Below are 25163 nucleotides of genomic sequence, written 5' to 3' on the forward strand. Positions count from 1 at the left end.
GATCAGCGCACTTCCCCGGCGTCTTCGTCACCGATCAGATCGGGCGAAACCATTCGCTGGTCGGCGAACAGGTCCTGGTCGTCCACCCCGAACCGGCGGATGTGCTCGGCGTCCTCGTCGGTCTCGCTCGCGTCCTGCGGGGCCGCGTGCTCCATGAACTTCGGGTCGTTCTTGGGCTGCTTGGGGCTGATCTGCTCGGACTTGCGCAGCGCGATCGCCTCTTCCTCCGGCAGTTCGCCCACCGGCAGCGGCCGCACCGGGCCCTTGCCCGCGCTCGGCCCGCGCTTCTGGCGCTCGGTGTCGCCGCTCAGCGCGCCGCCGATGCCGCCCGCGCCGACCGCCGCGGCCCCGGCGCCGATGTCACCGGGGCCGACGCCCGCCTTCGGGACCGCCGGGAAACTGCGTCCGACCTCGCCGGGAGTCACCGGTGCCTGCGGACCGGCGCCGGTCAGCCGGCCCTTGGCGAGCGGCTGCTCACCGCCGACAGCGGCGACGCCGCCACCGGTGCCGCCCCGCGAGCCGGACGCACTGCCGCCTTCGAAGGACGACGAAGACCCGGAGCCGCGGCCAGGCGAGCCGTCGACGCCGGTGGCGTTGCCAGGGATCGGGGTGCCGATCGGCCTGCCGCCCACGGAACCACCGGGCGGGACAGCGGCGGAACCACCGCCGGGCGCACCCGGCGGGACGAACGGCTGGCCACCGGACGGACGGCCCGGCTCCGGCCGGTGTGCCGACGGGCCGCGACCGGGGGCCTGGACCCATCCGGCTGGCGCGGGCCGGGTGGCGCCCGCAGGGTTCGTCGGCGCCGAAGCGGGGGTGGTCGGCGCGGAAGGTGGCGTCGGCGCGGCGGCCGTCCGCCTGCCCTGCGAAGCGATGCCGTAGGACGGAGTCGGGGTGTCGTGCGAGGCGACCGGCGGCGCGGTGTGGTGGATGACCGGGCGCGGCGGCTCGACGTAGTGGGACTGGACGCTGGCGCTGGCGGGCCTGGTGCTGCCGTCCGGGGTCACCTCGACGGCCGTCCCGGCGATGTCGAGCGCGCCGGAACCCGGCCCGCTCTCGGTCAGCTTCATCGTCTGCGGGGCGGCGATGGACTCGCTGGACAGCAGGTTTTCCCCGCTCTGGGCCGCGTACGCGTTGAGAGCCTCAAGTGCCTGGGCCCGCGCGTCCTTCGCCGCGATGACGTCCTTGGCGTGGTCGGTCTCGAAGCCGATCAGGCTGGCCAGGCCATCCCCGAGGGTGAAACCGCCCGCGCCCTTCCGGACCGTTTCGGCGTCCGGCAGCTTGTACAGCGTGCGGTTGAACGCCTCGCCCTGCGCGAAGATCATCTCCGCCGAGTGGTCGACCTTGGTGTTCGCGTCGTGGGAGAACCCGGCCTGCTCCGACATCACCTGCCCGGCCTGGCCGCCCGCCTCGCTCTGCCATTCGACGCCGAGTTTGCCCAGCTCGCGGCGCAACGTCTCGTCGGTGTCGACCAGCGCCTTCGCGACGGCCTTCAGCGCGTCCACGGCGGTGCCGATGCTGCCGATGCCGTCGCCGGCGTGGAAGCGGGTGATCTCGGTCGCGATGCCGGTGTCGGTGTAGCCCTCGAACCGCTGGTCACGGATCCTGCCCGCAAGCTCGGAAACGTCCACGTCGCCGCCCTCCCTAGTTGCGTGCGCTGAGTGTCTGGAGTGCCAGTTCGGCCGCGTGCGCGGACAGTTCGCACAGCTGCGGCTGGGTGAAAGCGCCCGTGGTGACGGCGAAGGCCTGCACGGCCATCGTCTGCCCGTTCGCGACGCCGACGAGCGTCTCGCAGTCGGCGGGGGTGCCCGCGGCGCGATAGTTCGTCAAGGCCGGGAATCCGCCGACCATCTTCGGCGTCGTGGTCATGCTGTTCTTCCGCCGCGTGCCGGTGACCCAGGCCTCGAGGTCGGCGCCCACGGCGCGCACCTGGTAGGCGTGGAACGGCTGGACGAGGTCGGCGTCGAAGGCGCAGGTCCGCCCGTCGGGCGCGTCGGCGACCGCGCGCGGCTTGCTGTTGACCTTCAGCTCGTCGAGCTGGGGCGACGTGAGCAGGGCGCACGGGTCGGCGCTCTGTAGCGCCAGCTCGGCAGGACGCGACGGCAGTGTCGCGGCCTTCGCGCTCTGGGAGGCCGAACTCTCCGACGCCTCGATCGGGAACGCCTGCCCGTCCGAGGTGGACGAGCAGCCGGACAGCGCCACGGTCAGCAGCGCTCCGCCGAGGACCATCGCGCTACGTCCGGTGAACACCACGGTCCCCGAAATGCGCGGCCTTGTCCTCGTCGCTGGTCTTGTAGTCCTTCGCGGCCGTCCGCAGCTGGCCGACCAGCAGGCGAAGGTTGTCCACGTACGCCCGCACCTGCGCCGCGTAGGACTCGTCCCCCTCGGCGATCAGGGAGTTCCACGCCGCGGTGGCGTTCGTGCTGACGACATCGGCCGAGGGCGAGTCGATCCGCAGCTGGCCGAACCGGGTGAGCAGCTTGTCCTCCAGCGCGTCGGCCTGCTCCTCGACCATTCTGGCGACGTCGAGTACCTGGCTCGGGTCCACCGTGATGTCGGCCACTCCTGGCGCCACCGGCACGCCGGATGGCAGCTCTTGGGCGTGAGTGGTTCCTGACATGCGCACCCCTCAGGTGGTACAGACGGTGACCGGCCGGACTGTTCGAGGCTACCAACGCCGCTGTGACGACGCTCTGAGTTCGGCGAACAATCCCCCCGCCTCACGCCACCGGGGTGGCGATTTCGCCCTTCGCGGCACGCAGGGCGATGTCCGTGCGGTGGTGCGAACCGGCGAGGTGGACGCGCTCGACAGTGGCATACGCCTGCTTGCGCGCGGCCTTGAGGTTCTTGCCGACGCCGACCACCGAAAGCACCCGGCCGCCGGACGAGACGACGGCCCCGTCGTCGCGGCGGCGCGTTCCGGCGTGGAGCACGCCCTCGAGCTCGCCGCCGGTGATGACGTCGCCGGTGCGCGGCTTGCCGGGATAGCCGTCCGCGGCGATGACCACGGTGACGGCGGCGCCGTCCTCCCAGTCCAGCTCCGGGTGCTCGGCCAGCTTGCCGGTCGCGGTGGCGTGCAGGAGCTTGCCCAGCGGCGAGCGCAGCAGCGCCAGCACGACCTGGGTCTCCGGGTCGCCGAAGCGGCAGTTGAACTCGATGACCTGCGTGCCATCGGACGTCAGTGCCAGGCCCGCGTAGAGCAGGCCGGAGAACGAGGAACCGCGCGCGACGAGCTCGTCGACCACGGGCCGCACGACCGTCTCGACCACCTCGTCGACGAAGCCCGGCGGCGTCCACGGCAGCGGGGCGTACGCGCCCATGCCGCCGGTGTTCGGGCCGGCGTCGCCGTCGCCGACGCGCTTGAAGTCCTGCGCGGGCAGCAACGGGACGACCGTGCGGCCGTCGACGAAACAGAACAGGGAGGCTTCCGGACCGTCCAAAAAGGACTCCAGGAGAACGGGGTGGCCGCCGTCGAGCAGCATCAGCGCGTGCTTGCGCGCGACGTCGAAGTCCGTGGTGACGACCACGCCCTTGCCCGCGGCGAGCCCGTCGTCCTTGACCACCCAGGTGGGGCCGAAGCGGCCGAGCGCGGCGTCAAGGTGGGCCGGGTTGTCGACGACCTCGCAGTGCGCCGTCGGCACGTTCGCGACGGCCATGACGTCCTTCGCGAAGGCCTTCGAGCCCTCGATCCGGGCGGCGGCCGCGGACGGGCCGAAACACGCTATCCCGGCTTTGCGCACGCCGTCGGCGACGCCGGCGACCAGCGGGACCTCCGGCCCGACGACCACCAGGTCGGCCTTCCAGTCCTTGGCCAGCGCGGTGACCGCGTCGGGGTCGATCGCGTCGACCCCGAGCTGCTCGGCCACCGCCGATGTTCCGGCGTTGCCGGGCGCACAAGCGATAGCGGTGACCGAAGGGTCTTCCGCGACCGCGAGGACGAGAGCATGCTCACGGGCGCCGGACCCGATTACCAGTACGCGCACGTCGGACAGCCTAACCGGGTGACGCCGGCGTGGGCGCCGCGCACCCCGGCGGAGCCGATGGCCATCCGCGGTTCAGAGTTTCGCCCGCCGGGCGTCGCCTCGTGGCCGCTTGCGGCGATGAGGGTGGCGCGGTACGCCTGGGGTCCCTGCTGAAAGAGGTACTTGATGATGCGCAAGCGCATGGGCGTACTCGCCCTGTCCGGTCTGGCCCTGCTCGGCGTGACCGGCTTCGCCATCGGCCCGGCGGGCGCCACCGAGCCGGCCGCGGATGCGGCGAGCCACGGCCAGGGCCACGGCCACGATGGACCGGTGATCGTCGGCCACCGCGGCGCCCCCGGCTACCGCCCAGAGCACACGCTCGCGTCCTACGAGCTCGCCTTCCGGCAGGGGGTGAGCTTCGTGGACGTCGACCTCGTGCCGACCAAGGACGGGACACTCGTCGCCCGGCACGAGCCGGAGATCAGCGGCACCACCGACGTCGCGAAGCACCCGGAGTTCGCCGCCCGCAAGACCACCAAGGTGATCGACGGCGTCAGCTACACCGGCTGGTTCACGGAGGACTTCACCCTGGCCGAGCTCAAGACGCTGCGCGCGATCGAGCGGATCCCGCAGAACCGGCCGAACAACACGATCTACAACGGCCGCTACCAGGTCGCGACGTACCAGGAGGTGCTGGACCTGACCAAGCGCCTCGGCCGCGAACTGCACCGGACGCTAGGCACCTACCCCGAGGTCAAGCACTCGACGTTCTTCGCCCAGCTCGGCATCCCGACCGAGCCGAAGCTGGTCGACATCCTCAACCGAAACGGGCTCAACCGCCGCGACGCGCCGGTGGCCATCCAGTCGTTCGAGGTGTCGAACCTGATCGCGCTGCACCGGGTGGTGCGGGTGCCGCTGCTCCAGCTGACCTCGGCGACCGGCGCGCCCGCGGACTTCGTCGCGAACGGCGACAAGCGGACCTACGCCGACCTCGTGACGCCGCAGGGCCTGCGTGAGGTCGCCAAGTACGCGACCTACCTGGGGCCGGAGAAGGCCCAGATCATCCCGCTCGACCCGGCCGGGAACCTGGGGCAGCCGACGGCGCTCATCCGCGACGCCCACCGCGCGGGCCTGCTGGTGCAGCCGTACACGTTCCGCAACGAGAACCCGTTCCTCCCGGCGAACCTCCGCTCCTCGGCCTCGCCGACGGCCTACGGCGACGTCTTCACCGAGGAGGCGGCGTTCTTCCAGGCGGGCGTCGACGGCTTCTTCGCCGACCAGCCGGACACGGCGCTGGAGTCGCTGAAGGCGTTCGAGGGTCGCTGACACTCCTCCCGCGAGTGTCATGAAAGGGTCTTTCAGGACACTTTTTGCCCTGAAGGACCCTTTCATGACACTTGTCTTGACGGAACCTTGACACCCTTCCCCACCCGGGCTAACTTCTGCGGATCTCAATGGTCTGTCCGCATACCTTTTAAGTGGGTGCCCGATGGATGTGTCAGACAAGCTGCCTGCCGACCAAAGTGACGACGACGCGCGGCTCCACCAGCTCGGCTACGCCCAGGAGCTCAAACGCACGATGTCGGCGTTCTCCAACTTCGCCGTCTCATTCACGATCATTTCGATCCTTTCGGGCTGCCTGACCCTCTACGGCACCGGGATGAAAACCGGCGGCCCGGCCGCGATGATCTGGGGCTGGCCGCTGGTCGGGGCGTTCGTCGTCCTGATCGGGCTCGGCATGGCCGAGGTCTGCTCCAGCTACCCGACCGCGGGCGGGCTGTACTACTGGGCGGCCAAGCTCGCGACGAAGAACGGCCCGGCCTGGTCTTGGTTCACCGGCTGGTTCAACCTGATCGGGCAGATCGCGGTCACCGCGGGCGTCGACTTCGGCGCCGCGCTGTTCCTCAATGCCTTCCTCGACCTGCAGTGGGGCTTCTCCGCGACGCCGCCGCACACGATCCTGCTGCTGGCGATCATCCTGGTGGTCCACGGGACGCTGAACACGCTCGGCGTGCGGATCGTGTCGATCTTCAACAGCATCAGCGTGTGGTGGCACCTGATCGGCGTGACGGTGATCGTCGTCGTGCTGATCTTCGTGCCGTCCAAGCACCAAGACGCGTCGTTCGTCTTCGGGCACTTCGTCAACCAGACGGGCTGGTCGTCTTCGGTCTACGTCTTCGCGCTCGGCCTGCTGCTCGCGCAGTACACGCTGACCGGGTACGACGCCTCGGCGCACATGACCGAGGAGACCAAGAACGCGGCCAAGGCCGGTCCTCGCGGGATCATCAACTCGATCCTGGTCTCGCTGGTCGCGGGCTGGATCCTGCTGATCGGGCTGACCTTCGCCATCCAGGACTACGACGGCGCCGTCGGCTCGGCGACCGGGGTACCGCCCGCGCAGATCTTCATCGACGCGACCGGCGTGACGACCGGCAAGTTCCTGCTGCTGATCTGCATCGGCGCGCAGCTGTTCTGCGGGATGGCCTCGGTGACCGCGAACTCGCGGATGATCTACGCCTTCGCCCGTGACGGCGCGATCCCCGGTTCGCGAATCTGGCACAAGATCAACAAGCGCACCCAGACGCCGACCAACGCGGTGTGGTTCGCCGCCGGTGGCGCGCTGCTGCTCGCGTTGCCGTACCTGTTCAGCGCGACGGCTTACACGGCGGTGACGTCGATCGCGGTCGTCGGGCTATACGTGGCGTACGTGATCCCGATCTTCCTGCGCGTCCGCAAGGGCGACGCCTTCGAGAAGGGCCCCTGGAACCTCGGCAAGTGGGGCAAGCCGATCGGCGTGATCGCCACCGGCTGGGTGGTGATCATCTTCGTGCTGTTCATGCTGCCGACAGCTTCACCGGTCACGATCGACAGCTTCAACTACACCCCGATCGCGTTCCTCGTGGTGCTCGGCGGCGCCGGCCTGTGGTGGCTGGTGTCCGCGCGCAAGTGGTTCACCGGCCCGAAGGTGCAGGGCTCGGCCGAAGAGATCGCCGCGGTGGAACAGGAACTGAAGGAGCTCGGATGAGGTTCGGTGGCGTGCTGGCCGTCGCGGCGGCCGTGCTTTCACTGGTCACCCCGGTGGCCGCCCAGGCGGACCCGGCACGCCACCAGCACTGCCCGCAGCTGAGCACGGACCTGGCCTGGTACGGCCAGAACCGCGCGCGGCTGCAGGAGCTGATCGACACCGGGTGCGGGGCACGCGGCGAGCGTCCGGTCGCGGTGTTCGACTGGGACAACACCGTGGTGCGCAACGACATCGGTGACGCGATCACGTACTGGATGTTGCGCAACGACAAGATCGCCCGCCCGGCGGACTGGCGCTCGACGAGCCGCTACCTCACCTCCGACGCGGCGGCCGCGCTCGGCGCCGTGTGCACCGGGAGTCCACTGAGGACAAATGGCGCGGACACCCGGTGCGCCGACGAGATCCTGTCGGTCTACTCGTCGGGGACGACGTCGGCTGGCAAGGCGGCGTTCGCGGGCTGGGACCGGCGGCGGCTGGAACCGCAGTACGCCTGGGCCGCGCAACTGCTCGGCGGCCACACCCCGGCCGAGATCGCGGCGTACACCCTGGCCGCCCGCCGCGAGAACCTCGCGGCACCGATCGGGACGCTGCAGCGGGTCGGGAGCAAGCGGGTCACCGGCTGGGTGCGGTACTACGACCAGCAACGGAACCTGATCGGGACACTGCAACGCGCCAGGTTCGACGTCTGGATCGTGTCGGCGTCGCCGGAGGTGGTCGCGAAGGTGTGGGCCGCGGGCGTCGGCATCGCGCCGGATCACGTGATCGGGGTGCGCAGCACGGTTTCGCACGGCCGCCAGACGTACCACCTCGCGAGCTGCGGCGGCGCGGACTCGGACTCGGCGATCACCTACATCGACGGCAAGCGCTGCTGGATCAACCAGGAGATCTTCGGCGTCCACGGCCCGCGCGCGTGGACGCAGCGCGGACGTCAGGTGTTCGCGGCGGGCGACTCGACCACGGACGTCACCTTCACCGGCGACGCCCGCGAGTTGCGGCTGGTCCTGAACCGCAACAAGGAAGAACTGATGTGCCACGCGTACGGTGACAACGACGGCAAGTGGCTGGTCAACCCCATGTTCCTGCAGCCACTCCCCGCACGCACGTCCCTGTACCCCTGCTCCACGTCCGCGTACACCTCCCCCACCGGCGCGGCCGCCCCCGTCCACCGCCGCGACGGCTCGGTCATCCCCGACCAGCGCGACTCGGTCTCCGCCTAACACCCCTCGCACCGCACCGCTCTCGAAGGTCCCTGAAGGCCACCATGAGGGCGTCAGAGTCCCTCATGGTGGCCTTCAGAGACCACTGACCTGCACGTACGCGGCCAACGCACGGCTGAGCCAGCGGGTTCCGCGCGGAGCTCCCGGGAAGTCCCTGAAGGCCACCTTCAGGGACCTAGACGCCACAAGAGTTCCCTTCACGGCACGTCCCCCCGAAACGGCAGTAAAGGTCCCTTGCTCCCGCGCACGGCTGTCCCGGTGGGGCGGCTACGCGACGGGGCGACTTTCCGCGGCGGGGGACACGGCTGGCACGGGACTGCCCGTGCCGGGGCGGACGCCGCTGACCGCGACCGCGCCCAGCGCGCCGACGGCGGCGAACGCGTAGAAGCCCCACGGGTACGCGATGCCCGCGCCGAGCAGGGCTCCGCCGAGGATCGGGCCGCTGATCGCGCCGATGCGGCCGATCCCGGCGGACCAGCCCAGCCCGGTGGCGCGCATCGCGTCCGGGTACGTGCGGCCGATGTACGCGTACACCAGCACCTGCGCGCTGAACACGAAGCAACCGGTCAGGAAGACCGCGATGTACAGCCCCGCGGACGGCAGCCTGACGCTGAGCAGCGCGAGGAACACCGCCGCGCCGACGAACCAGCCGACCGTCGAGCGGCGGGCGCCCAGCTTGTCCGCGACGCGCCCGGCGACGAGCAGCCCGGCGACGCCGCCGAGGTTCAGCGTCAGGAGCAGGCCCAGCGCCGCGCCGAGCGGGTACCCGGCCTGGCGCATGATCTCCGGGAGCCAGGTGTTGAGCCCGTAGACCAGCAGCAGGCCCATGAACGAGGTCACCCAGAACGCGATGGTGGCGCGCAGCAGGCCGCCGCGGAACAGCCCGGCGACCATGTCGGTGGCGGGTTTGCCCTCGGCCTGGCGGACCTCGCGGACCCGCTCGAAGGACTCGGACTCCGGCAGGTACTTGATCATCAGCGGCACCAGCACGAGCGCCGGGAGCGAGCCGGCGACGAACATCGCGCGCCAGCCGTGCGCCGGGATCAGCGAGATGCCGAGCAACGCCGTGAGCACCGCGCCGACGTGGTAGCCGGTCATCACCGTGGTGGTCGCGCTGCTGCCCTTGCCCTTGCGGGCGTACTCCGTGACCAGCGTGATCGCCGTCGGGAGGCAGCCGCCGAGGCCCAGCCCTGCCAGGAAACGCAGCAGGCCGAACACGACCACCCCGGGCGCGAACGCGCAGAGCAGGGTGCACACGGAGAACGACAGCACCGCGATGATCAAGGCCTTGCGCCTGCCGATCACGTCGGTGACGGTGCCGATGATGAGCCCGCCCAGCATCATCCCGATCAGGCCGACCGTGGAGACGACCGAGGCCGTGCCCGGCGTCAGCCCCCAGACATGGTCACGCAGCAGTGCGGGGAGCACGGTTCCCAGCACGACGAGGTCGAAGCCGTCCAGCAGGACAGCCGTCCAGGCAAGAGGGACGACCCAGGATCGGGCCGCGGTTCCGGTGGGGGGCATCGGTGACCTCCGGGAGACTTATGTGCGCGATACGAACATATATACATAATGCGCACACTGTAGTCCAGGTCACTTCCACTGAGTGGAAGTAAGGCGCACGAGCGGACCTGCCGGGCCTGCGCGAAGATCAGCGCGGAGGTCGCAGACATGGAGATCCTGACCCTGACGGGCGTGCTCGCGGGTTCGCTCGGGCTGACCGCGCTGGCCCGCCGGTACAACCTCTCGGCGCCACTGCTGATCGTGGTGGCCGCGCTCGCAGTGGCGCTCATCCCCGGCGTGCCGCGGCTCGAGCTGGAACCCGAGCTGATCCTGACCGTCGTGCTGCCGCCGCTGCTGTACTCGACCTCACTCGAAAGCTCGCTGACGAACTTCCGCGGCAACCTCCGGCCGATCATCGCGCTCGGGGTGGTGCTGGTCGGCCTCACCGCGCTGGCGGTCGGGTTCGTCGTGCACCTGCTGCTGCCGGACCTGCCGCTGGCGTCCGCGCTGGTGCTCGGCGCCGTGGTGGCGCCGCCGGACGCGGTGACGGCGGTCGCGATCGGGCGGCGGCTCGGGCTGCCCAGACGGGTGATGGCCGTGCTGACCGGCGAAAGCCTGGTCAACGACGCCGCCGCGCTGACGCTCTACAAGGTGGGGCTGGCAGCGGTCGCGGGCACGGCGGGCTCGATCGGCCACGGTTTCCTGGTGTTCCTGGTCGCGACCGTGCTCGGCATCGGCGTCGGGCTGGCGGCCGGGATGCTGGTGGTGCTCATCCGCGGCAAGCTCGACGACCCGCTGCTGGAGTCCGCGTTCGGCATCATCGTGCCGTTCGGCGCGTATGTCACCGCCGAGCACCTGCACCCGTTCTCCCCGGACTTCGGCGGTTCCGGCGTGCTCGCGGTCGTCTCCGCCGGGCTCTACCTCGGGCACAAGTCACTGCACGCCTCACCGGCGACCCGGATGCAGGACAGATCCGTGTGGGCGTCGATCGACGTGCTGCTGGAGACGCTGGTCTTCGCGCTGATGGGGCTGCAGCTGCCGTTCGTGCTGGACGGCGCGGACGGTGCCGCGCGCGACAACGGGACCCTCGCGGTGACCGCCGCGATCGTGCTGGGCGTGACGATGCTGGTGCGGATCCCGGCGGTGTTCCTGTCGAGTTACCTGCCGCAGACGTTGCGGCTGTTCGGCAAGGAGCGCGAGGCGCCGTCGTGGCGGCACCTCGCCGTCGTCTCGTGGACGGGCATGCGCGGCGTGGTCACCCTCGCCGCCGCGGCCGGTGTGCCGCTGGGGACGCCGGGGCGCGAGGAGATCCAGCTGTTCGCGTTCACCGTGGCGATCGGGACGGTGCTGATCCAGGGCCTCACCCTGCCGCTGCTGATCCGCGCGCTGAAGGTGCAGGACCACGACGAGGCCGAACGGGACGCCGTCGAGGAGCTCGCCGCGCGCCGGGCCGCGATGGACGCGGCGCTGGCGAAACTGGACGAGCTGCTGCCCGAGATGTTGTCCACAGTGGACATAACGGCGGAACGCCAAGCCCGGCTGCACGAACGGTTGCGGCGGTTCGTCGAGATGCGTTTCCGGTTCGCGGAGGCGGCGATCTCCCTGTCCGCCGAGGAACGCGAAGCCAGCCCCCAGGCGGCGTATGCCAAGGCGCGCAAGGAATTGCTGGTCGCCCAGCGCGAGGCGCTCATCGCCGAACGGGACGCCCGCCGTCTTGACGACGAGGTGCTGCAGAAGGTCCTGCGCGAGCTGGATCTGGAGGAACTCGCGCAGTCGAGCCAGCTGACATCCCGGCTCAGCTAGCGAGCCCTCCCAGCAGCGCCCAGGTGCGCAACCGTTCCGCCGCCGACCGCAGGCCCGCCTGCGTCACGACGACTTCGGTCGCGCCCGCGTCGAAGTAGCGGCGCACCGCGTCCGCCACCGTCTTCTCGTCGCCGATCACCGCGAGGTCGAGCGCGCCGTCGACCCCTTCGGCGTCGAGAATCTTTCGGTAGGACGGGATGTCGTCGTAGAAGGCCAGCTGGGGCGCGGCGAGCTCGCGCACGGCGTCCGGCTCGTCGGTGACGATCGCCGGGAACGCCACGATGATCTTCGGCGCGGGCCTGCCCGCGGCCTCGGCGGCTTTCGTGATCGCCGGGACGATCTGCCTGGACACCGTGCGCGGCCCGGCGAGGAACGGCAGCGTCCCGTCGGCGAGCTCCCCGGTGACGCGCAACGCCTGCAGGCCCATCGCGGCGACGATCACCTCCGGCTTCGCACTCCCCTGGACGGTGACGGGCCACACCGGGTGCGCGCTGACGGTCTCGCCGTCGAAGCTCACCTGCTCCCCGTCGAGCGCCTGATTCAGCACGGTGAGCCACTCACGGAGGTGCCTGATCGGCGGCGGGTAGCCGACGCCGTAAGCGGCCTCTGAAAGCGCCTTCGCGCCGAGCCCGACCCCCAAGGTGAAGCGGCCGCCGGTCGCGGCCTGCGCCGTCTGCGCGAGGCTCGCCAGCAGCAGCGGGTGACGCGGGACGATCGGCACGATCGAGGTGCCGACGGCGATCTCCGGCACCGCGCGCCCGGCCAGCGCGGCGAGGGCGATCGCGTCGTGGTCGTATCGCTGGGAGAACCAGACCCGGTCCAGCCCGGCGTCGGCGGCTTGCCGGGTCTGGGCGATGAGTTCGTCGACGATGTTGGCGGTGTTCTCGGTGTCCCCTGACGGGAGCGCGACTCCGATGCTCATGATCGGGACAACAGCGGGCGCGGCCGGGCATTCCGCGGTTCAGCATCTGGGAGGGGGCGCGGTTTCGCCGCGGATTGCGCATTCTGGGCGCAGACTCCCGACGATCACAGGAGAAAACCATGTCGCTGACCGACGTCATCGAAGGAACCCGCACCGCCGTCGACGCCGACCCGCGCAACGCGGCCGTCCAGTTCAGCGTCGCGCACACGCTGACCCCTGGCACGGCGACGGTGGTCGAGGTCAACGTGCGCGACCACTCGTTCACCGTCGACGAGCCCGCCGCGCTCGGCGGGACCGACACCGCCGCCAACCCGGTCGAGTTCGCGCTGGCGGCGCTGGGCTCCTGCCAGGTGATCACGTACCAGTTCTGGGCGGCGAAACTGGGCGTCCCGCTCGAGGGCATCAAGGTCGTGGTGGACGGCGACCTCGACCTGCACGGATTCTTCGGTTTCTCGGCCAACACCCGCCCCGGCTTCAGCGAGGTCCGCGTGTCGGTCGAGCTGACCGGCCCGGCGGGCGCCGAGCGCTACGAGGAGCTCAAGCGCCAGGTCGACGAGCACTGCCCGGTGCTGGACCTCTTCCGGAACGAGACCCCGGTGAAGAGTTCGCTCGGGTAGGTCCCGGGCGTGTCATGAAAGGGTCTTTCAGGGCAATTTTCGTCCTGAAAGACCCTTTCATGACACTTGCGACACTTGCGGGAGAGCTAGACGAAGTCGTGGCGCACGATCGTCTGCTCGCGGCCGGGGCCGACGCCGATCGCGGAGATCCGGGCGCCGGAGAGCTCCTCGAGGCGCTCGACGTACGCGCGGGCGTTCGCCGGGAGCTCTTCGAAGGTGCGGCAGCCGGAGATGTCCTCGAACCAGCCGGGGAGCTCTTCGTAGACCGGGACCGCGTGGTGGACGTCGGTCTGGGTCATCGGCATCTCCTCGGTGCGGAAGCCGTCGACCTCGTAGGCGACGCACACCGGGACCTTCTCCAGGCTCGACAGGACGTCCAGCTTGGTGAGGAAGTAGTCCGTGATGCCGTTGACGCGGGTCGCGTAGCGCGCGATGACCGCGTCGAACCAGCCGGTGCGGCGGTTGCGGCCGGTGGTGACGCCTACCTCGCCGCCCGCCTTGCGCAGGTACTCGCCGGACTCGTCGAGAAGTTCGGTCGGGAACGGGCCGGAGCCGACTCGGGTTGTGTAGGCCTTGAGGATGCCGAGCACCGTGGTGATCCGGCCAGGGCCGATGCCCGAACCCGCGCTCGCGCCGCCGGAGGTCGGGTTCGACGAGGTCACGAACGGGTAGGTGCCGTGGTCGACGTCGAGCAGGGTGCCCTGCGAGCCCTCCAGCAGCACGGTCTCGCCGCGCTCGAGGGCCAGGTTGAGCTGCAGGCGGGTATCGGCGATGCGGTGGGCGAACTTCTCGCCCGCGGCCAGCACCTCGTCGGCGACCTCGTTCGCGTCGAGCGCCTTGCGGTTGTAGACCTTGACCAGAACCTGGTTCTTGAACTCCAGCGCCGCCTCGACCTTCTGCCGGAAGATCTTCTCGTCGAGCAGGTCCTGCACGCGGACGCCGACGCGGGCGATCTTGTCCTGGTAGCAGGGGCCGATGCCGCGGCCGGTGGTGCCGATCTTGCGGCTGCCGAGGTAACGCTCGGTGACCTTATCGATCTCCACGTGGTACGGCATGATCAAATGCGCGTCGGCGGAGATCAGCAGGCGGCCGGTGTCGACGTTGCGGGCTTCGAGGCCGGCGAGCTCGTCGAGCAGGACGCCGGGGTCGATCACCACGCCATTGCCGATGACGTTGGTGACGCCGGGGGTGAGGATCCCGGACGGGATCAGGTGCAGGGCGAAGTTCTGCCCATCGGGCAGGACGACGGTGTGGCCCGCGTTGTTACCGCCCTGGTAGCGGACGATCCACTGGACGCGGTCGCCGAGCAAGTCGGTGGCCTTGCCCTTGCCTTCGTCTCCCCATTGGGCACCGATCAGCACGATGGCCGGCATGTGACACTCCAGGTGTTCGGCAACAGGTTTGAGGGGTGTCCGCGAGGACACTTTTGGCGCTGGTAAATGCCGGTGCATAAGCGTAACGGAGGGCCTCGGGGTGCGTGGACTTGTGGTGGCTTGCGGCGACGAACCGCCGCCCTTCCCGGCCATCGACGACGTCGAGATCCTGCACGTGCCGAGCCTGCCGGGCAAGGCGGATATCGACCCCTTGCTGGGCGAACACGAGCACCTCGTGATCGTCGGGACGGACGCCGATCTCGCCGCTGTGACTTTGCGCCTGTTACGGAAGGACCGGCTGACCGGCGTGTCGCTCGGTTTCGTGCCGACCTCGAAGGACTCCGCCGTCGCGGCCGTCTGGCAGCTCCCGCCGGATCCGTTGCGTGCGCTCGCGCTCGCTCTGCGTGGCGACGTCGACCCGATCCCACTCATCCGCGACGACTCCGGCGGTGTCCTGGTCGGGCGTGGGGTGTTCGGCATGGTCCGCGGGGTCGCCTACTGCGACGAAGCCGTGGCGCTGCGGGGCCCGGCGCGTTCGATCGAGGTCGAGCCGGACCCCGGCGGGCCCGGCCTGATGGTCCGGGTGACGAAGGGGACGCTGTTCAAGCGGCCGTCGACGTCGTACTCGCGGGCCTTCCAGATCGGCTGCATCCCGACGCGCCCGATCAGCGACGGCGTCGTCTTCCCGCGCGCGGTGAGCAAATGGACCTGGTACCGCCACACCGAGGACCTGCGCCTGGTGCGCGGTCTCGCTTGAGCGGTCACCGATCGAGCGCAACTCGTCGACCTGGCGCCCTCTTGAAGTCACTTGGCGTTAACTCAATGTCGGCAAGTTGTCACCCATAAGTGTTGCACTGAACTCGTCCGTGTATCAGGGTAGGAAAGTCCCCACACCTGACACGGAGGCAGCAAAATGCCAACGTCTCGCACTGTTCGTAACTCCCTAACCGTAATGTCCGTTACGACGGTTCTCTGCGCGACCGTCGTGAGCCTCGCCGGTGCCACCCCTCCCGGCATCCCGTCGGGCGCCACCGCCAAATCCGAGCTCACCACCCTCACGGTCAAGGCCGACGGCTCGCAGACGGGCTACAGCCGCGACAAGTTCCCGCACTGGATCGACCAGGGCAGCAGCTGCAACACCCGTGAGGTCGTGCTCAAACGCGACGGCACGAACGTCAAGACCGGCACCGACTGCGCGCCGACGTCGGGCAGCTGGTTCAGCCCGTACGACGGCGCGACCTGGACCGCGGCGTCCGATGTGGACATCGACCACGTCGTCCCGCTGGCCGACGCCTGGCGCACCGGCGCTTCCGCGTGGACGACAGCGCAGCGCCAGGCCTACGCGAACGACCTGTCCGACCCGCAGCTGATCGCGGTGACCGACAACGTCAACCAGCAGAAGGGCGACAAGTCGCCGGACGCGTGGAAGCCGCCGACGGTCGGCTACTGGTGCACCTACGCGAGCATGTGGGTCGCGGTGAAATACAAGTTCAAGCTGACGATCAACACCGCCGAGAAGAGCGCGCTGACGGACATGCTGGGCCGCTGCTGACGCTCCACCTCAAGTAATCCCTTAGCTAGCAATACTTTTCCATCTCCCGCACCGGGCTTCTTCGTGCTGCCCGTTTTCGGTGGATGACACCTCTTCTCCTTCGTAGCGAACAAAACAGGAAGGTCCGGACAATGAAGCTGTCCTCTCGATTCTTGGGCGTGGTGGTACTGGCGACAGGGCTGGCGTGCGCCGGCGTGTCAACGTCGTCGGCGGCGCCGCTGACGACGAAAGCGGTGAGTTCTTCCTGCACCCAGGCGGATCTGCCGCTACCGGACCCGGCGTGCACCCCCGGCGCCCTGAACCCGGACGTGACGCAGTCGACGATCGGTTCGACGATCTGCGTGTCGGGCTGGACGGCGACAGTGCGGCCGTCGACCTCGTACACGAACCAGCTGAAGACGCAGGGAATCAGGGACTACGGCTACGCGGACGTGAACCTCTCCGACTACGAAGAGGACCACTTCCTGCCGCTGGAACTCGGCGGCGCGCCGAAGGACCCCAAGAACCTGTGGCCAGAGCCGCACGCCGGTAACGAGAACGCCTACTCCAAGGACAGTGTGGAGAACGCGGTGAAGAAGGCGGTGTGCGCGGGAAAGGCGACCCTGACGGCGGCACAGCACGCCATGCTCACCGACTGGACGACCGCGAAGTCGGTGCTCGGCATCGGCTGACACCCCAGTCGAGGGGTATCCGGCGGACTTCCCCACGGTGGGAGTCGCGCCCAAGGCGTGGGCGGGCCTCAAGTCCGCGATTAGCGTGAATCGGGCAGGCGCAAGCAAAAGCGCGCCCCTTTCCCGCTGGAGGCCCGCCCGTGTCTCGTCGTTCCCCGCTCCTGCCCGTCGCCCCCGCACTGCTGCTCGCCGCCTGCTCGGCCGCCGGTGGCACGACCGCGGCCCCGGTCCGGTTCGACGGCGAGGACATCACGGCGCTGGCGGGCGAGTCGCTGCGCGCGTTCGGCCTCGGCTCGCGGGCCGGGCGCCTACCGGTCCGGAGGTACACCAATGACCGTCCACCGCCCCGTGGTCTGAACCATGCGAAGGCTCTGCGTGGGCCTGGCGGCCCTCAGGCTCCTGCTCGGCACTTACCATCCGCTGCTGCGGAAAGATTTCGGCGCGAGCTTCCCCGTCGCCCTCGCGAACACCACCGGGTACGACGACATCATCAAGCGCGGGGCCGTCCCGGCGGACAGGTCGTCGCGGGCACGGTGACGAACTCCGCCAACTGCGGCGGATACGTCGACCTGGCTTCGGCGGCGTCGACGGCTGGGAGTACTTCAACGCGCTACCCGGCGGCACCGCGAAACCGTGGCAGTGGGCCGCCGAAATCGCCTCAGTCGTCAGGGCCTGACGCGTAAGGTCGATCGGGTGCGGATCCTCTTCTCCTGTCGGCCTGCCTATGGGCACGTGTACCCGCTTCTCCCGCTCGCCACCGCGGCGCGCGACGCCGGACACGAGGTGGTGTTCGGGACCGGGGAGACGTTCCTGCCGCGCCTGCGCGACCTGGGTTTCGAGGCCCATCGCGTGGGCATCAGCGTCAGCGAGGCGGAGGACGAGGCACGGCGGCGGCACGGCGAGGACGTCACCGAGGTCCTGTTCACCATGTTCTGCGACGTCCTGCCCCACGCCACGCTCGCGGACGTCGAGCCGCTGCTCGACCGGCTGACCCCCGAGCTGGTGGTCTACGAGATGAGCGACGCCGGCGCCGGGGCGGGGGCCCGCCGGGCCGGGATCCCGGCGGTCGCGCAGGTCATCGGCCGGTCGATGCCACCCGCCGTGATCGAGGAGTCCGCCAAGCGGCTCGCCTGGCTGTGGGACGGGGACCTGCCCGCCGACCCGCTGATGGGGGACGCCTGCGTCGACGTCTGGCCGGACAGCCTGCGTGACCCGGTGGCCGCGGCGCTGCCGGTCGTGCACCGGATGCGCCAGGTGCCGTGGACCGAGGACGTGCCGCTGCCTGCCGTGGTTTCGGACCGGAAGTCCCGCCCGCTCGTCTACCTGACGCTCGGCACGATGGCCTTCGGGGCGACGGAGGTGTTCCGCGCCGCGATCGACGGCCTGTCACGGCTGCCGGTGGACGTACTGGTCGCGGTCAGGCCAGGGAATCCGTCGGCGCTGGGGCCGGTGCCCGCGTCGGTGCGGGTCGAACGGTTCGTGCCCCAGACCGAGGTGCTCGCGCACGCCGACCTGGCCGTCCACCACGGCGGCACCGGAACCGTGCTCGGCTCGCTGTCCGCCGGTCTGCCCCAGCTGATCCTGCCGCAGGGCGCGGACCAGTTCATCAACGCCGACACGGTGTCCGAGCTCGGCGCCGCCCGGTCGCTGCGTGGCGAGGCGATCACCGCCGACGCCGTCGAGGAGCACGCTCGCGTCCTGCTCACCGACCAGAACGCCCGCGAAGCCGCCCGCTCCGTCGGCGCCGAGATCGCCGCGCTGCCCTCACCCGCCGAGGTCGTCCGACTGCTCACGAACAGCTGAAGCCAGGCGTAGGAGCTCGCGGGCGACGGCGTCGTTCTGGCGGAACGAGATCGCGTTCGTGCGCGGGCGGGTGAACGCCGCGGCCGAGCGAGCGCTGGTGTGCGGGCCGAGCGCGAAGCGGAGCCGGTGCGGGGTGCCGTCCGCGTCGAGCAGCCGCGCGTCGGCGACCCGGGTGTGGATCCGCCCCGACGGCAGGTTTTCGCCGGTGACGACGTCGGCGACAGTCTCTTCCGCCAGCTGCCCGGCGTCGCGTCGCTGACGCAGCAGCAGGTCGGACGCGCGCGTGACGCTCGGTTCCGGCAGCCGCGCCTCGACGAGCGTGCGGGCCTCGACCTCACCGGGGTGGCTGGCAGTCCGGGCCACGAACACGCCGCGCGCCGCGTCGGGCTCCACCTGCATGTCCGCGCCGAGGAACGAGACGATTCCGGCCTCCTGCAACGCGAGCAGCTCCTCAAGTCGCCGAGGCGGCGGCCCGCTCGCGAAGTACGAGAAGAACCCGTGGAACCAACCGTCCATATCGGACACTTGCGAGGCAGCGCCGAGCCTGCCGGTGCCGACGAGCGCGGGCAGCTGGCCGACGACCGACAGCAGCGCCATGAACGCACCGAGGTCCGCGCTGAACTCGGCGTCCGCCCGGCGCGAGAGGTCCTGCTCGACGTACTCGCGCAGGTGCTTTTCGAACTCCTCGGGGGTGCCGAAGCGCTGCCCGGTCAGCGGCCGGTCGACGGCTTCGAGGTCGAGCCGGTCCTCCTGGGCGGGCACGGCCGTCCGGATCAGCTCACGCATTTCCTCGCTGTACCAAGGGAGATCGGCGAACGTGTCGGCGAACACCGCGAAGTCCAGCCGCACCCGGCCGGGATGTCCGGTGAACAGCTCGCTGTAGTAGCCCCACGCGATTTCCTTGGCCATGTGCGGCCACACGTCGTCGCGGAAATGCACCGAACCGGGCGCGGCCCGCAGCTTTTCGATGGCGTACGAATCGAAGAACCTGGGTAGCAGCAACGGTTTTCCCTGGAGCCGGTAGCCGGTCTTCGCGTGATAGGGCACGCCGCGCCGGGAACCGACGTGCAGCACCGGTTCCGCGCCGCTGGGGTGGTAGCGCAGCCCGCCGCACGGCAGCTCCTCGAACCGGCCGCCCCGGCCCTGGGTGAGCAACAGCATCAGGTCGACGAAGGCGAGCCCGAAACCCCGCACCAGCACGGTTTCCCCGGCCGGGATCGCCGAATAGTCGACGTCGGCGGTGTACCCGGCCCGGTAGTAGGCCAGCCCCGCATGGCCGGCCAGCGCGGCGAGTTCGTCCTCGCGCTCGTCCGGTTCGGCGTCGAGGTGGCCGACGGTCAGCACCACCGCATCCGCGACCAGCGGCTCGGCGCGGCCCTCCAGCCAGACCTTCTGCGGCCCGTCGCCGGTCAGCCGCACCGCCCGCGCGCGGTGCTCGACGACCTCGATGCCGCCGGGCAGCCCGGCGAGCACGTGCCGGTACACCCAGCCGAGATACGCGCTCTGCAAGCGGCGCGTCGGAAAGTCCGTGCTGGTCAAGGAGTTCAGCTCGTCGAGCAGATCGGCGGGCACCTCGGTGCGCAAGGAACCCGACCGCACTTCGCGGGCCCAACCGGCGAGGGACGGCCCCGGCGACACCGGGCCGTCGATCTTCACGGTGTCGTCGGTGAACATCGTGACGTCCTCGGGCATCGAGTTCATCCGCAGCAGCGGTGACTGCTCGTACCGCCAGACCCGGCCGGGGCCGGGCGGGAACGGATCGACCAGGTGGACCACCAGGCGCCGTTCGCCGAGCAGTTCCGGCGCACTGGCGGAGAGCCGTTCCAGCACCCCGACGCCACGCGGACCGGCCCCCACCACGGCGAGGGTGAACGGCGGCAGGTCGGCACGGGCCATAGCCCGGAAAGTACGCCCGGACACGGCGCGATGCGGCTGTTCCCACCCAGCGGACGGCCGGGAATAACCGCGCGAGTCCCAGCCCGCGGACAGCGTTGTCAGCGCGCCGCCGGACGGCGTACCCGTCGAAGGAGAATCGACGAGAGGTACGAGGTCATGCCGGTTGAATTCCTGGGTATCGGGGGAACGCACGACGGCTCGGAGACGCACTCGCGATCCGGCGGCGTGTTCGACAAGAACTACACACTGCGCCTGGCCAGGGCGCACGAGGACTTCGGCTGGGACAGGGTGCTGTTCGCCTACGGTTCGGGCTCTCCCGAGCCCGCGCAGGCGGCCGCGTACGTCGCGACGAAGCTCGACAAGCTGCAGATCCTGCTCGCGCACCGGCCGAACGTGTCGTACCCCACATTCGCCGCGAAGACCTTCGCCACCCTGGACCAGATCTCCGACGGCAGGCTGACCGTCCACTTCATCACCGGCGGCACCGACCACGAGCAGCAGCGCGAGGGCGACTACCTCACGAAGGACGAGCGCTACTCGCGCACTCGTGAGTACATCCAGATCGTCAAGCAGGCCTGGACCTCGGATGAGCCCTTCGACCACGACGGCGAGCACTACAAGTTCGCTGACTTCGTCAGTGACGTGAAGCCGGTGCAGCAGCCACGACCGGGCGTCTCGTTCGGCGGCTCGTCACCCGCCGCTTACGTGGCCGGTGGCGCCGAAGCGGACATCTTCTGCCTGTGGGGCGAGCCGCTGGCCCAGACCGCGGAGCAGATCGAGTCGGTCAAGGCTGCGGCGAAGGCGGCCGGGCGCACAGACGTGCCGAGGATCCAGGTCGCGTTCCGGCCGATCATCGCGCCGACCGAGGATCTCGCCTGGGAGAAGGCCCACCGCACGGTCGACGCGATCAAGACGCGCACCGCGGGCGGCAAGGCGTTGACCAGTCGGCATTCGCTGACGAGTCCGGAGAACACCGGCTCGCGACGACTGCTCGCGGTAGCCGCGCAGGGCGACCGGTTCGACCGGGCGCTCTGGACGCCGACGGCGGCGGCGACCGGCGGCGCCGGTAATTCGAACGCGCTCGTCGGCACGCCGGAAACCGTCGCACAGGCCCTGCTCGACTACTACGATCTCGGTGTGGAGATCCTGTCCGCTCGCGGCTACGACATGCTTGGCGACACCATCGATTTCGGCCGCTACGTCATCCCGATCGTGCGCGAAGAGGTCGCCAAGCGCGACGCCGCGAAGGTCGCTCCGCGGATCCCCGCCGCAGACGCGCTGGCCATCGACGGATGAGCTTCGAGATCAGGCCGTTCGCGGTCGGCGACCCCGAAGTGGAGCCGTTGCTCGCCGAGCTCGCCCACGAGTACGAGACACGCTACGGGCGCAACACCGAGATGGCCTCCCAGCCCGCCTCGGTGTTCGCGCCGCCCGACGGCGCCCTGCTGATCCTGCTGGAGGACGGCGTCAGCGTCGCCGGGGGCGCGTTCAAGCGGTACGACGAACGCACGGCCGAGCTCAAACGCGTCTGGACCCACTCCGCGCACCGGCGCCGGGGGCTGGCCAGGCGAGTCGTCGCGGAGCTGGAGGCCGAGGCGAAACAACGCGGCTACCTGCGGATTCTCCTCACCACCGGGCCCAAGCAGCCCGAGGCCGCCGGGCTCTACCTCGCGACGGGCTACCGCAGGCTGCCCGCGGGCACGCTGGACCCGAACGCCTTCGGCGTGCTCGCCTTCGAAAAAGATCTTTAGGCTGCCCGAAAACCCGGCGAAAGAACCTAGCCAATCACCGACGGTCAGGAGACACTGACATGAACGACTAACGCATCGTGACCAGCCCGTGACTATTGCCCCATTCGGGTTACGGGTTTGTCGCAGAGTGAGCACCTTCAGGGGGCGATACATGACAGCGGCACAACGGGTCACCTTCCGCGAGGTCTTCGGCGTCGCCGAGTTCCGGGCACTGTGGACAGGCGAGCTGCTGTCGATCTTCGGCGACCAGCTGGCCAGGGTGGCGCTGTCGGTGCTGGTGTTCAACAGCACCAGGTCGGCCACGCTCACCGGCCTCACCTACGCACTCACTTTCGCACCTTCGCTGCTCGGCGGCATCTTCCTGACCGGCTTCGCCGACCGCTTCCCCCGGCGGACGGTGATGCTGACGGTCGACCTGATGCGCGGCGCGTTGATCCTGCTGGTGGCGATCCCGGGGCTGCCGTTCTGGGTGCTCTGCGTCCTCGTCGGCTGCGTCTCACTGCTGAATCCGCCGTTCAAGGCCGCGCAGCTGGCGCTGCTGCCCCAGGTGCTCACCGGGGACCGGTTCGTGGTCGGCATGGCGATCCGCAGCATGACCGTCCAGTCCGCGCAGCTCGCCGGGTTCGCCGGCGGCGGCCTGCTGCTCATCACGCTGGAGCCGCATTTCGCGCTGGTGATCGACACGGTGACGTTCCTGGCGTCCGCCGCCTTCCTCCGGTTCGGCCTCAAGGCCCGCGCGGCCGCGACGTCGGCCGACAAGCGCAAGTCGTTCTTCTCGACGATCGGCTCCGGCGGCAAGCTCGTGTTCGCGAACTCCGGCCTCCGCACGCTGGTGATGTTCACCTGGCTGATGGGCTTCCTGCCGGTCTACGAGGGCATCGCGGCGCCGTACGTGGCGGCGTCCGGCGGCGGCACGACGGCGATCGGCCTGCTGCTCGCGGCCGACCCGCTGGGCAGCGTGATCGGCGCGTTCATCTACTCCAAATGGGTGCCTGCCCACGTCCGGCCGAGGCTGATCGGGCCCCTGTCCGGGCTCACCGCTGTCCCGCTGATGCTCTGCCTGCTGCAACCGGGGCCGATCGTGTCGATCGTGCTGTTCGTGATCTCCGGCGGGCTGGGCACGGTCTGCCTGATGCAGGCGACCGCGTCGCTCACCCTCGCGGTGCCGGACGAGAACCGGGCGCAGGCGATGGGCCTGTCGAACACCGGGTTGACGACGTTCATGGGGATCAGCCCGCTGATCGGCGGCGTGCTGGCGGATCAGGTGACGGCCCAGACGACGGTGGGGATCTTCGGTGTCGCCGGGCTCGCCCTGACCATCCCGCTCGCCTTGCTGTGGCAGCGGAGCCTCACCAACCAACCGGAACGATGGGTCGACAGTGAAGCCGCACGCGCAGAACAGGCCTGAGCCGACCCCACGCGTGGGCCTTACGAGCGCGACCGGGTTGGCGCGCCTGCTGTCACTGGTCCTTACTACGCATCCGCTGGTCGCCCTTCTCTAGCTGTCAAGAAGAAAATACACACCTCTAGGCCTTGTAGACAGCCTGCAAGTCGGTGGAAGCTGACTGTACTTAGTCGCTCGCTGGGTGCGAGCACAACAGCCAGGGGGAACAATGACCACATCGGGGGAACAGACTGGACCACGCGCACTAACTGTGGTTCGCGAATGGGCGCTCTGGTCCCGGCCTCGCGCCTGGATCGGTTTCACCGGCGCGACCCTGACCCTGGCGCTGGCCATCACGCTGGTTTCCGCGACCGCGGTCCCGGTGACGGCCCACCACCTCCAGACGTTCGCGATCCTGGTGCTGTTCGCGGTCTGCAGCACCGAGCTGAGCCGCAAGATCGAGCGGCAGCGGCGCACCCTGAGCCCGGGCATCCACGTCAACATGACCTCGGTCTGGGTGCTGCCCGGCTCCTTCCTGCTCCCCCCGCAGCTCATCGCCGTGCTGGTCACGACGCTGTACGTCTACCTCGGTTTCCGCAGCTGGGCCGGGGTCCGGCCGGGCGCGATGCACCGCACGGTCGCCAACACCACCACGGTCACGCTGTCCGGGCTCGCGGCAGGGCTCGCCGGGCAGGTCGACTTCGGCCAGGCCAGCCCCGCGCTGAGCATCTGCGCCGCCGCGCTGACCTACTTCGCGACGAACACCGTGATCACCGGCATGGGCCTCTACCTCGCGGCGCCCGAAGAGGCCACCGTGTCCGGCTGCCTCGGCGACTGGGACGACAACGTGCTCGAGCTGTCGACGCTGTGCGTGGGCGGGCTGCTGATCGCGGTCATGTCCTACCAGCCGATCCTGATGGTGCTCGTCTTCATCCCGCTGCACGTGCTGCAGCGCTCGGTGCTGATCAAGCAGCTCGAGGTGCTGGCCACGACCGACCAGAAGACCCAGCTGCTCAACGCGGTCACCTGGCAGCAGGGCGCCGAGCGCGAGGTGTCACGGGTCGAGCGCGAGGGCGGCAGCTTCGGCGCGCTGATGATCGACCTCGACTTCTTCAAGAAGATCAACGACACCTACGGCCACCTGGCGGGCGACGACGTCCTCAAGGCGGTCGCCGCGCTGGTCAAGTCGGAAACCCGGGCACAGGACCTGGCGGGCCGGTTCGGCGGCGAGGAGTTCGTCGCGCTGCTGACCTCGTCTTCGAAGGAGGACGCCGCCGTCACGGCGGAACGGATCCGGCAGCGCGTCAGCGAGCTGGTCATCCACTCCCGGGACAACGAGGGCGAACCGGTCGTCATCGTGCGGCAGACGGCGTCCATCGGCGTCGCCGCGTTCCCGCTCGACGGTTCGAGTATCAACGAGGTGATGGCCTCGGCGGACGCGGCCGTCTACGCGGCGAAACGCAGCGGCCGCAACCGGGTGGTGAGTTCGCCCGCACTGGATACGCCGGTCGGCGAGACGCAGGCGGTAGCCGCCTAGCCGACGTCCGACCGGAAAGCCCCTGAAGACATCCCTGGGTTTTGTTTGTCAAGCGGCGGTGGTGTTTTGTCTGGTTTGTGTGGTGGTGTGGTGTGCCCAGGCTGTGTTTTCGTTGTAGTGGGTGTGGGTTTTGAGGCAGCCGTGCAG

22 protein-coding genes are annotated in these 25163 nt (G+C 69.7%); 14 read left to right on the forward strand and 8 right to left on the reverse strand.

The features are described from left to right. Window positions 1-2: 2 nt before the first annotated feature. The 4 genes from QMK34_RS17525 to purD form a co-directional block, all read right to left on the reverse strand. A complete protein-coding gene (locus QMK34_RS17525; RefSeq protein WP_326415090.1) occupies window positions 3-1631 on the reverse strand; it encodes a hypothetical protein in 1629 nt (542 codons plus the stop codon). A 13-nt stretch (window positions 1632-1644) separates the two neighbouring features. Continuing rightward, window positions 1645-2250, reverse strand: coding sequence for a DUF3558 domain-containing protein (locus tag QMK34_RS17530; protein WP_326415092.1), 606 nt, complete (start codon window positions 2248-2250; stop codon window positions 1645-1647). Beyond that, complete coding sequence (locus QMK34_RS17535) at window positions 2234-2620, reverse strand: hypothetical protein (RefSeq protein ID WP_326415093.1); 387 nt, start codon at window positions 2618-2620, stop codon at window positions 2234-2236. Before QMK34_RS17535 ends, QMK34_RS17530 begins: the two co-directional genes overlap by 17 nt. Before the next feature lie 100 nt (window positions 2621-2720). Then, on the reverse strand, window positions 2721-3983 hold the full coding sequence (gene purD, locus QMK34_RS17540) for a phosphoribosylamine--glycine ligase (RefSeq protein ID WP_326415095.1): 1263 nt from the start codon (window positions 3981-3983) through the stop codon (window positions 2721-2723). A 165-nt stretch (window positions 3984-4148) separates the two neighbouring features. Between purD and QMK34_RS17545 the strand changes: the two genes are divergently transcribed. The 3 genes from QMK34_RS17545 (at window position 4149) to QMK34_RS17555 (ending at window position 8204) form a co-directional block, all read left to right on the forward strand. Further along, window positions 4149-5288, forward strand: coding sequence for a glycerophosphodiester phosphodiesterase (locus QMK34_RS17545; protein ID WP_326415097.1), 1140 nt, complete (start codon window positions 4149-4151; stop codon window positions 5286-5288). Between the two features lie 163 nt (window positions 5289-5451). After that, the gene (locus tag QMK34_RS17550) at window positions 5452-6987 is read left to right on the forward strand and encodes an amino acid permease (protein WP_326415098.1); all 1536 of its coding nucleotides are present in this window, start codon (window positions 5452-5454) and stop codon (window positions 6985-6987) included. After that, entirely contained in the window at window positions 6984-8204 is a 1221-nt protein-coding gene (locus QMK34_RS17555; protein ID WP_326415099.1) for a haloacid dehalogenase-like hydrolase, read from the forward strand. Before QMK34_RS17550 ends, QMK34_RS17555 begins: the two co-directional genes overlap by 4 nt. 267 nt (window positions 8205-8471) lie before the next feature. Here QMK34_RS17555 and QMK34_RS17560 read toward each other — a convergent pair whose 3' ends face one another. Beyond that, window positions 8472-9728, reverse strand: coding sequence for an MFS transporter (locus QMK34_RS17560; RefSeq protein ID WP_326415100.1), 1257 nt, complete (start codon window positions 9726-9728; stop codon window positions 8472-8474). A gap of 147 nt (window positions 9729-9875) precedes the next feature. Between QMK34_RS17560 and QMK34_RS17565 the strand changes: the two genes are divergently transcribed. Further along, a complete protein-coding gene (locus QMK34_RS17565; protein ID WP_326415101.1) occupies window positions 9876-11510 on the forward strand; it encodes a Na+/H+ antiporter in 1635 nt (544 codons plus the stop codon). On the opposite strand, the gene QMK34_RS17570 is transcribed toward QMK34_RS17565, so the two are convergent. Then, the gene (locus QMK34_RS17570) at window positions 11503-12432 is read right to left on the reverse strand and encodes an LLM class F420-dependent oxidoreductase (protein ID WP_326415102.1); all 930 of its coding nucleotides are present in this window, start codon (window positions 12430-12432) and stop codon (window positions 11503-11505) included. The genes QMK34_RS17565 and QMK34_RS17570 overlap by 8 nt on opposite strands. A gap of 119 nt (window positions 12433-12551) precedes the next feature. Here QMK34_RS17570 and QMK34_RS17575 point away from each other — a divergent pair, with 119 nt between their 5' ends. Further along, on the forward strand, window positions 12552-13049 hold the full coding sequence (locus tag QMK34_RS17575; RefSeq protein ID WP_326415103.1) for an OsmC family protein: 498 nt from the start codon (window positions 12552-12554) through the stop codon (window positions 13047-13049). A gap of 86 nt (window positions 13050-13135) precedes the next feature. Here QMK34_RS17575 and QMK34_RS17580 read toward each other — a convergent pair whose 3' ends face one another. Then, window positions 13136-14422 (reverse strand): adenylosuccinate synthase, encoded by a 1287-nt coding sequence (locus QMK34_RS17580; protein WP_326415105.1) that lies wholly within the window; start codon window positions 14420-14422, stop codon window positions 13136-13138. 100 nt (window positions 14423-14522) lie between these two features. Here QMK34_RS17580 and QMK34_RS17585 point away from each other — a divergent pair, with 100 nt between their 5' ends. From QMK34_RS17585 to QMK34_RS17605, 5 genes are all read left to right on the forward strand, one after another. After that, window positions 14523-15179 (forward strand): hypothetical protein, encoded by a 657-nt coding sequence (locus QMK34_RS17585; RefSeq protein WP_442785164.1) that lies wholly within the window; start codon window positions 14523-14525, stop codon window positions 15177-15179. 156 nt (window positions 15180-15335) lie between these two features. Next, complete coding sequence (locus tag QMK34_RS17590) at window positions 15336-15974, forward strand: HNH endonuclease family protein (protein ID WP_326415106.1); 639 nt, start codon at window positions 15336-15338, stop codon at window positions 15972-15974. A 233-nt stretch (window positions 15975-16207) separates the two neighbouring features. Next, window positions 16208-16645 (forward strand): hypothetical protein, encoded by a 438-nt coding sequence (locus tag QMK34_RS17595; protein ID WP_326415107.1) that lies wholly within the window; start codon window positions 16208-16210, stop codon window positions 16643-16645. Between the two features lie 360 nt (window positions 16646-17005). Continuing rightward, window positions 17006-17182, forward strand: a complete 177-nt coding sequence (locus QMK34_RS17600) for a hypothetical protein (protein ID WP_326415108.1) — start codon at window positions 17006-17008, stop codon at window positions 17180-17182. Between the two features lie 195 nt (window positions 17183-17377). Further along, window positions 17378-18448, forward strand: a complete 1071-nt coding sequence (locus tag QMK34_RS17605) for a glycosyltransferase (protein ID WP_326415109.1) — start codon at window positions 17378-17380, stop codon at window positions 18446-18448. Here QMK34_RS17605 and QMK34_RS17610 read toward each other — a convergent pair. Then, window positions 18410-20344: an FAD/NAD(P)-binding protein gene (locus QMK34_RS17610; RefSeq protein WP_326415110.1), complete on the reverse strand. Its 1935-nt coding sequence runs from the start codon at window positions 20342-20344 to the stop codon at window positions 18410-18412. The two genes, QMK34_RS17605 and QMK34_RS17610, sit on opposite strands and share 39 nt — an antisense overlap. A gap of 156 nt (window positions 20345-20500) precedes the next feature. Between QMK34_RS17610 and QMK34_RS17615 the strand changes: the two genes are divergently transcribed. The 4 genes from QMK34_RS17615 to QMK34_RS17630 all read left to right on the forward strand — a co-directional run bounded on the left by QMK34_RS17615 (window position 20501) and on the right by QMK34_RS17630 (window position 25016). Then, a complete protein-coding gene (locus QMK34_RS17615; RefSeq protein ID WP_326415111.1) occupies window positions 20501-21640 on the forward strand; it encodes an LLM class flavin-dependent oxidoreductase in 1140 nt (379 codons plus the stop codon). Continuing rightward, window positions 21637-22095, forward strand: coding sequence for a GNAT family N-acetyltransferase (locus QMK34_RS17620; RefSeq protein WP_326415112.1), 459 nt, complete (start codon window positions 21637-21639; stop codon window positions 22093-22095). The genes QMK34_RS17615 and QMK34_RS17620 overlap by 4 nt, the downstream gene beginning before the upstream one ends. A 151-nt stretch (window positions 22096-22246) precedes the next feature. Beyond that, on the forward strand, window positions 22247-23503 hold the full coding sequence (locus tag QMK34_RS17625; RefSeq protein ID WP_326415113.1) for an MFS transporter: 1257 nt from the start codon (window positions 22247-22249) through the stop codon (window positions 23501-23503). Between the two features lie 322 nt (window positions 23504-23825). Next, complete coding sequence (locus QMK34_RS17630; protein ID WP_442785166.1) at window positions 23826-25016, forward strand: GGDEF domain-containing protein; 1191 nt, start codon at window positions 23826-23828, stop codon at window positions 25014-25016. Window positions 25017-25163 lie beyond the last annotated feature (147 nt).

It is taken from the genome of Amycolatopsis sp. H20-H5 (genome assembly GCF_035828755.1).
GTDB lineage: Bacteria > Actinomycetota > Actinomycetes > Mycobacteriales > Pseudonocardiaceae > Amycolatopsis.

Excerpts from the sequence above, each read along its gene's own strand:
- QMK34_RS17625 (WP_326415113.1), top strand. The coding sequence starts at position 22,247 with ATGACAGCGGCACAACGGGTCACCTTCCGCGAGGTCTTCGGCGTCGCC.
- QMK34_RS17610 (WP_326415110.1), bottom strand. The coding sequence starts at position 20,344 with ATGGCCCGTGCCGACCTGCCGCCGTTCACCCTCGCCGTGGTGGGGGCC.
- QMK34_RS17590 (WP_326415106.1), top strand. The coding sequence starts at position 15,336 with ATGCCAACGTCTCGCACTGTTCGTAACTCCCTAACCGTAATGTCCGTT.
- QMK34_RS17580 (WP_326415105.1), bottom strand. The coding sequence starts at position 14,422 with ATGCCGGCCATCGTGCTGATCGGTGCCCAATGGGGAGACGAAGGCAAG.
- QMK34_RS17575 (WP_326415103.1), top strand. The coding sequence starts at position 12,552 with ATGTCGCTGACCGACGTCATCGAAGGAACCCGCACCGCCGTCGACGCC.
- QMK34_RS17545 (WP_326415097.1), top strand. The coding sequence starts at position 4,149 with ATGATGCGCAAGCGCATGGGCGTACTCGCCCTGTCCGGTCTGGCCCTG.
- QMK34_RS17565 (WP_326415101.1), top strand. The coding sequence starts at position 9,876 with ATGGAGATCCTGACCCTGACGGGCGTGCTCGCGGGTTCGCTCGGGCTG.
- QMK34_RS17620 (WP_326415112.1), top strand. The coding sequence starts at position 21,637 with ATGAGCTTCGAGATCAGGCCGTTCGCGGTCGGCGACCCCGAAGTGGAG.
- QMK34_RS17535 (WP_326415093.1), bottom strand. The coding sequence starts at position 2,620 with ATGTCAGGAACCACTCACGCCCAAGAGCTGCCATCCGGCGTGCCGGTG.
- QMK34_RS17600 (WP_326415108.1), top strand. The coding sequence starts at position 17,006 with ATGCGAAGGCTCTGCGTGGGCCTGGCGGCCCTCAGGCTCCTGCTCGGC.
- QMK34_RS17550 (WP_326415098.1), top strand. The coding sequence starts at position 5,452 with ATGGATGTGTCAGACAAGCTGCCTGCCGACCAAAGTGACGACGACGCG.
- QMK34_RS17570 (WP_326415102.1), bottom strand. The coding sequence starts at position 12,432 with ATGAGCATCGGAGTCGCGCTCCCGTCAGGGGACACCGAGAACACCGCC.
- QMK34_RS17560 (WP_326415100.1), bottom strand. The coding sequence starts at position 9,728 with ATGCCCCCCACCGGAACCGCGGCCCGATCCTGGGTCGTCCCTCTTGCC.
- QMK34_RS17555 (WP_326415099.1), top strand. The coding sequence starts at position 6,984 with ATGAGGTTCGGTGGCGTGCTGGCCGTCGCGGCGGCCGTGCTTTCACTG.
- QMK34_RS17615 (WP_326415111.1), top strand. The coding sequence starts at position 20,501 with ATGCCGGTTGAATTCCTGGGTATCGGGGGAACGCACGACGGCTCGGAG.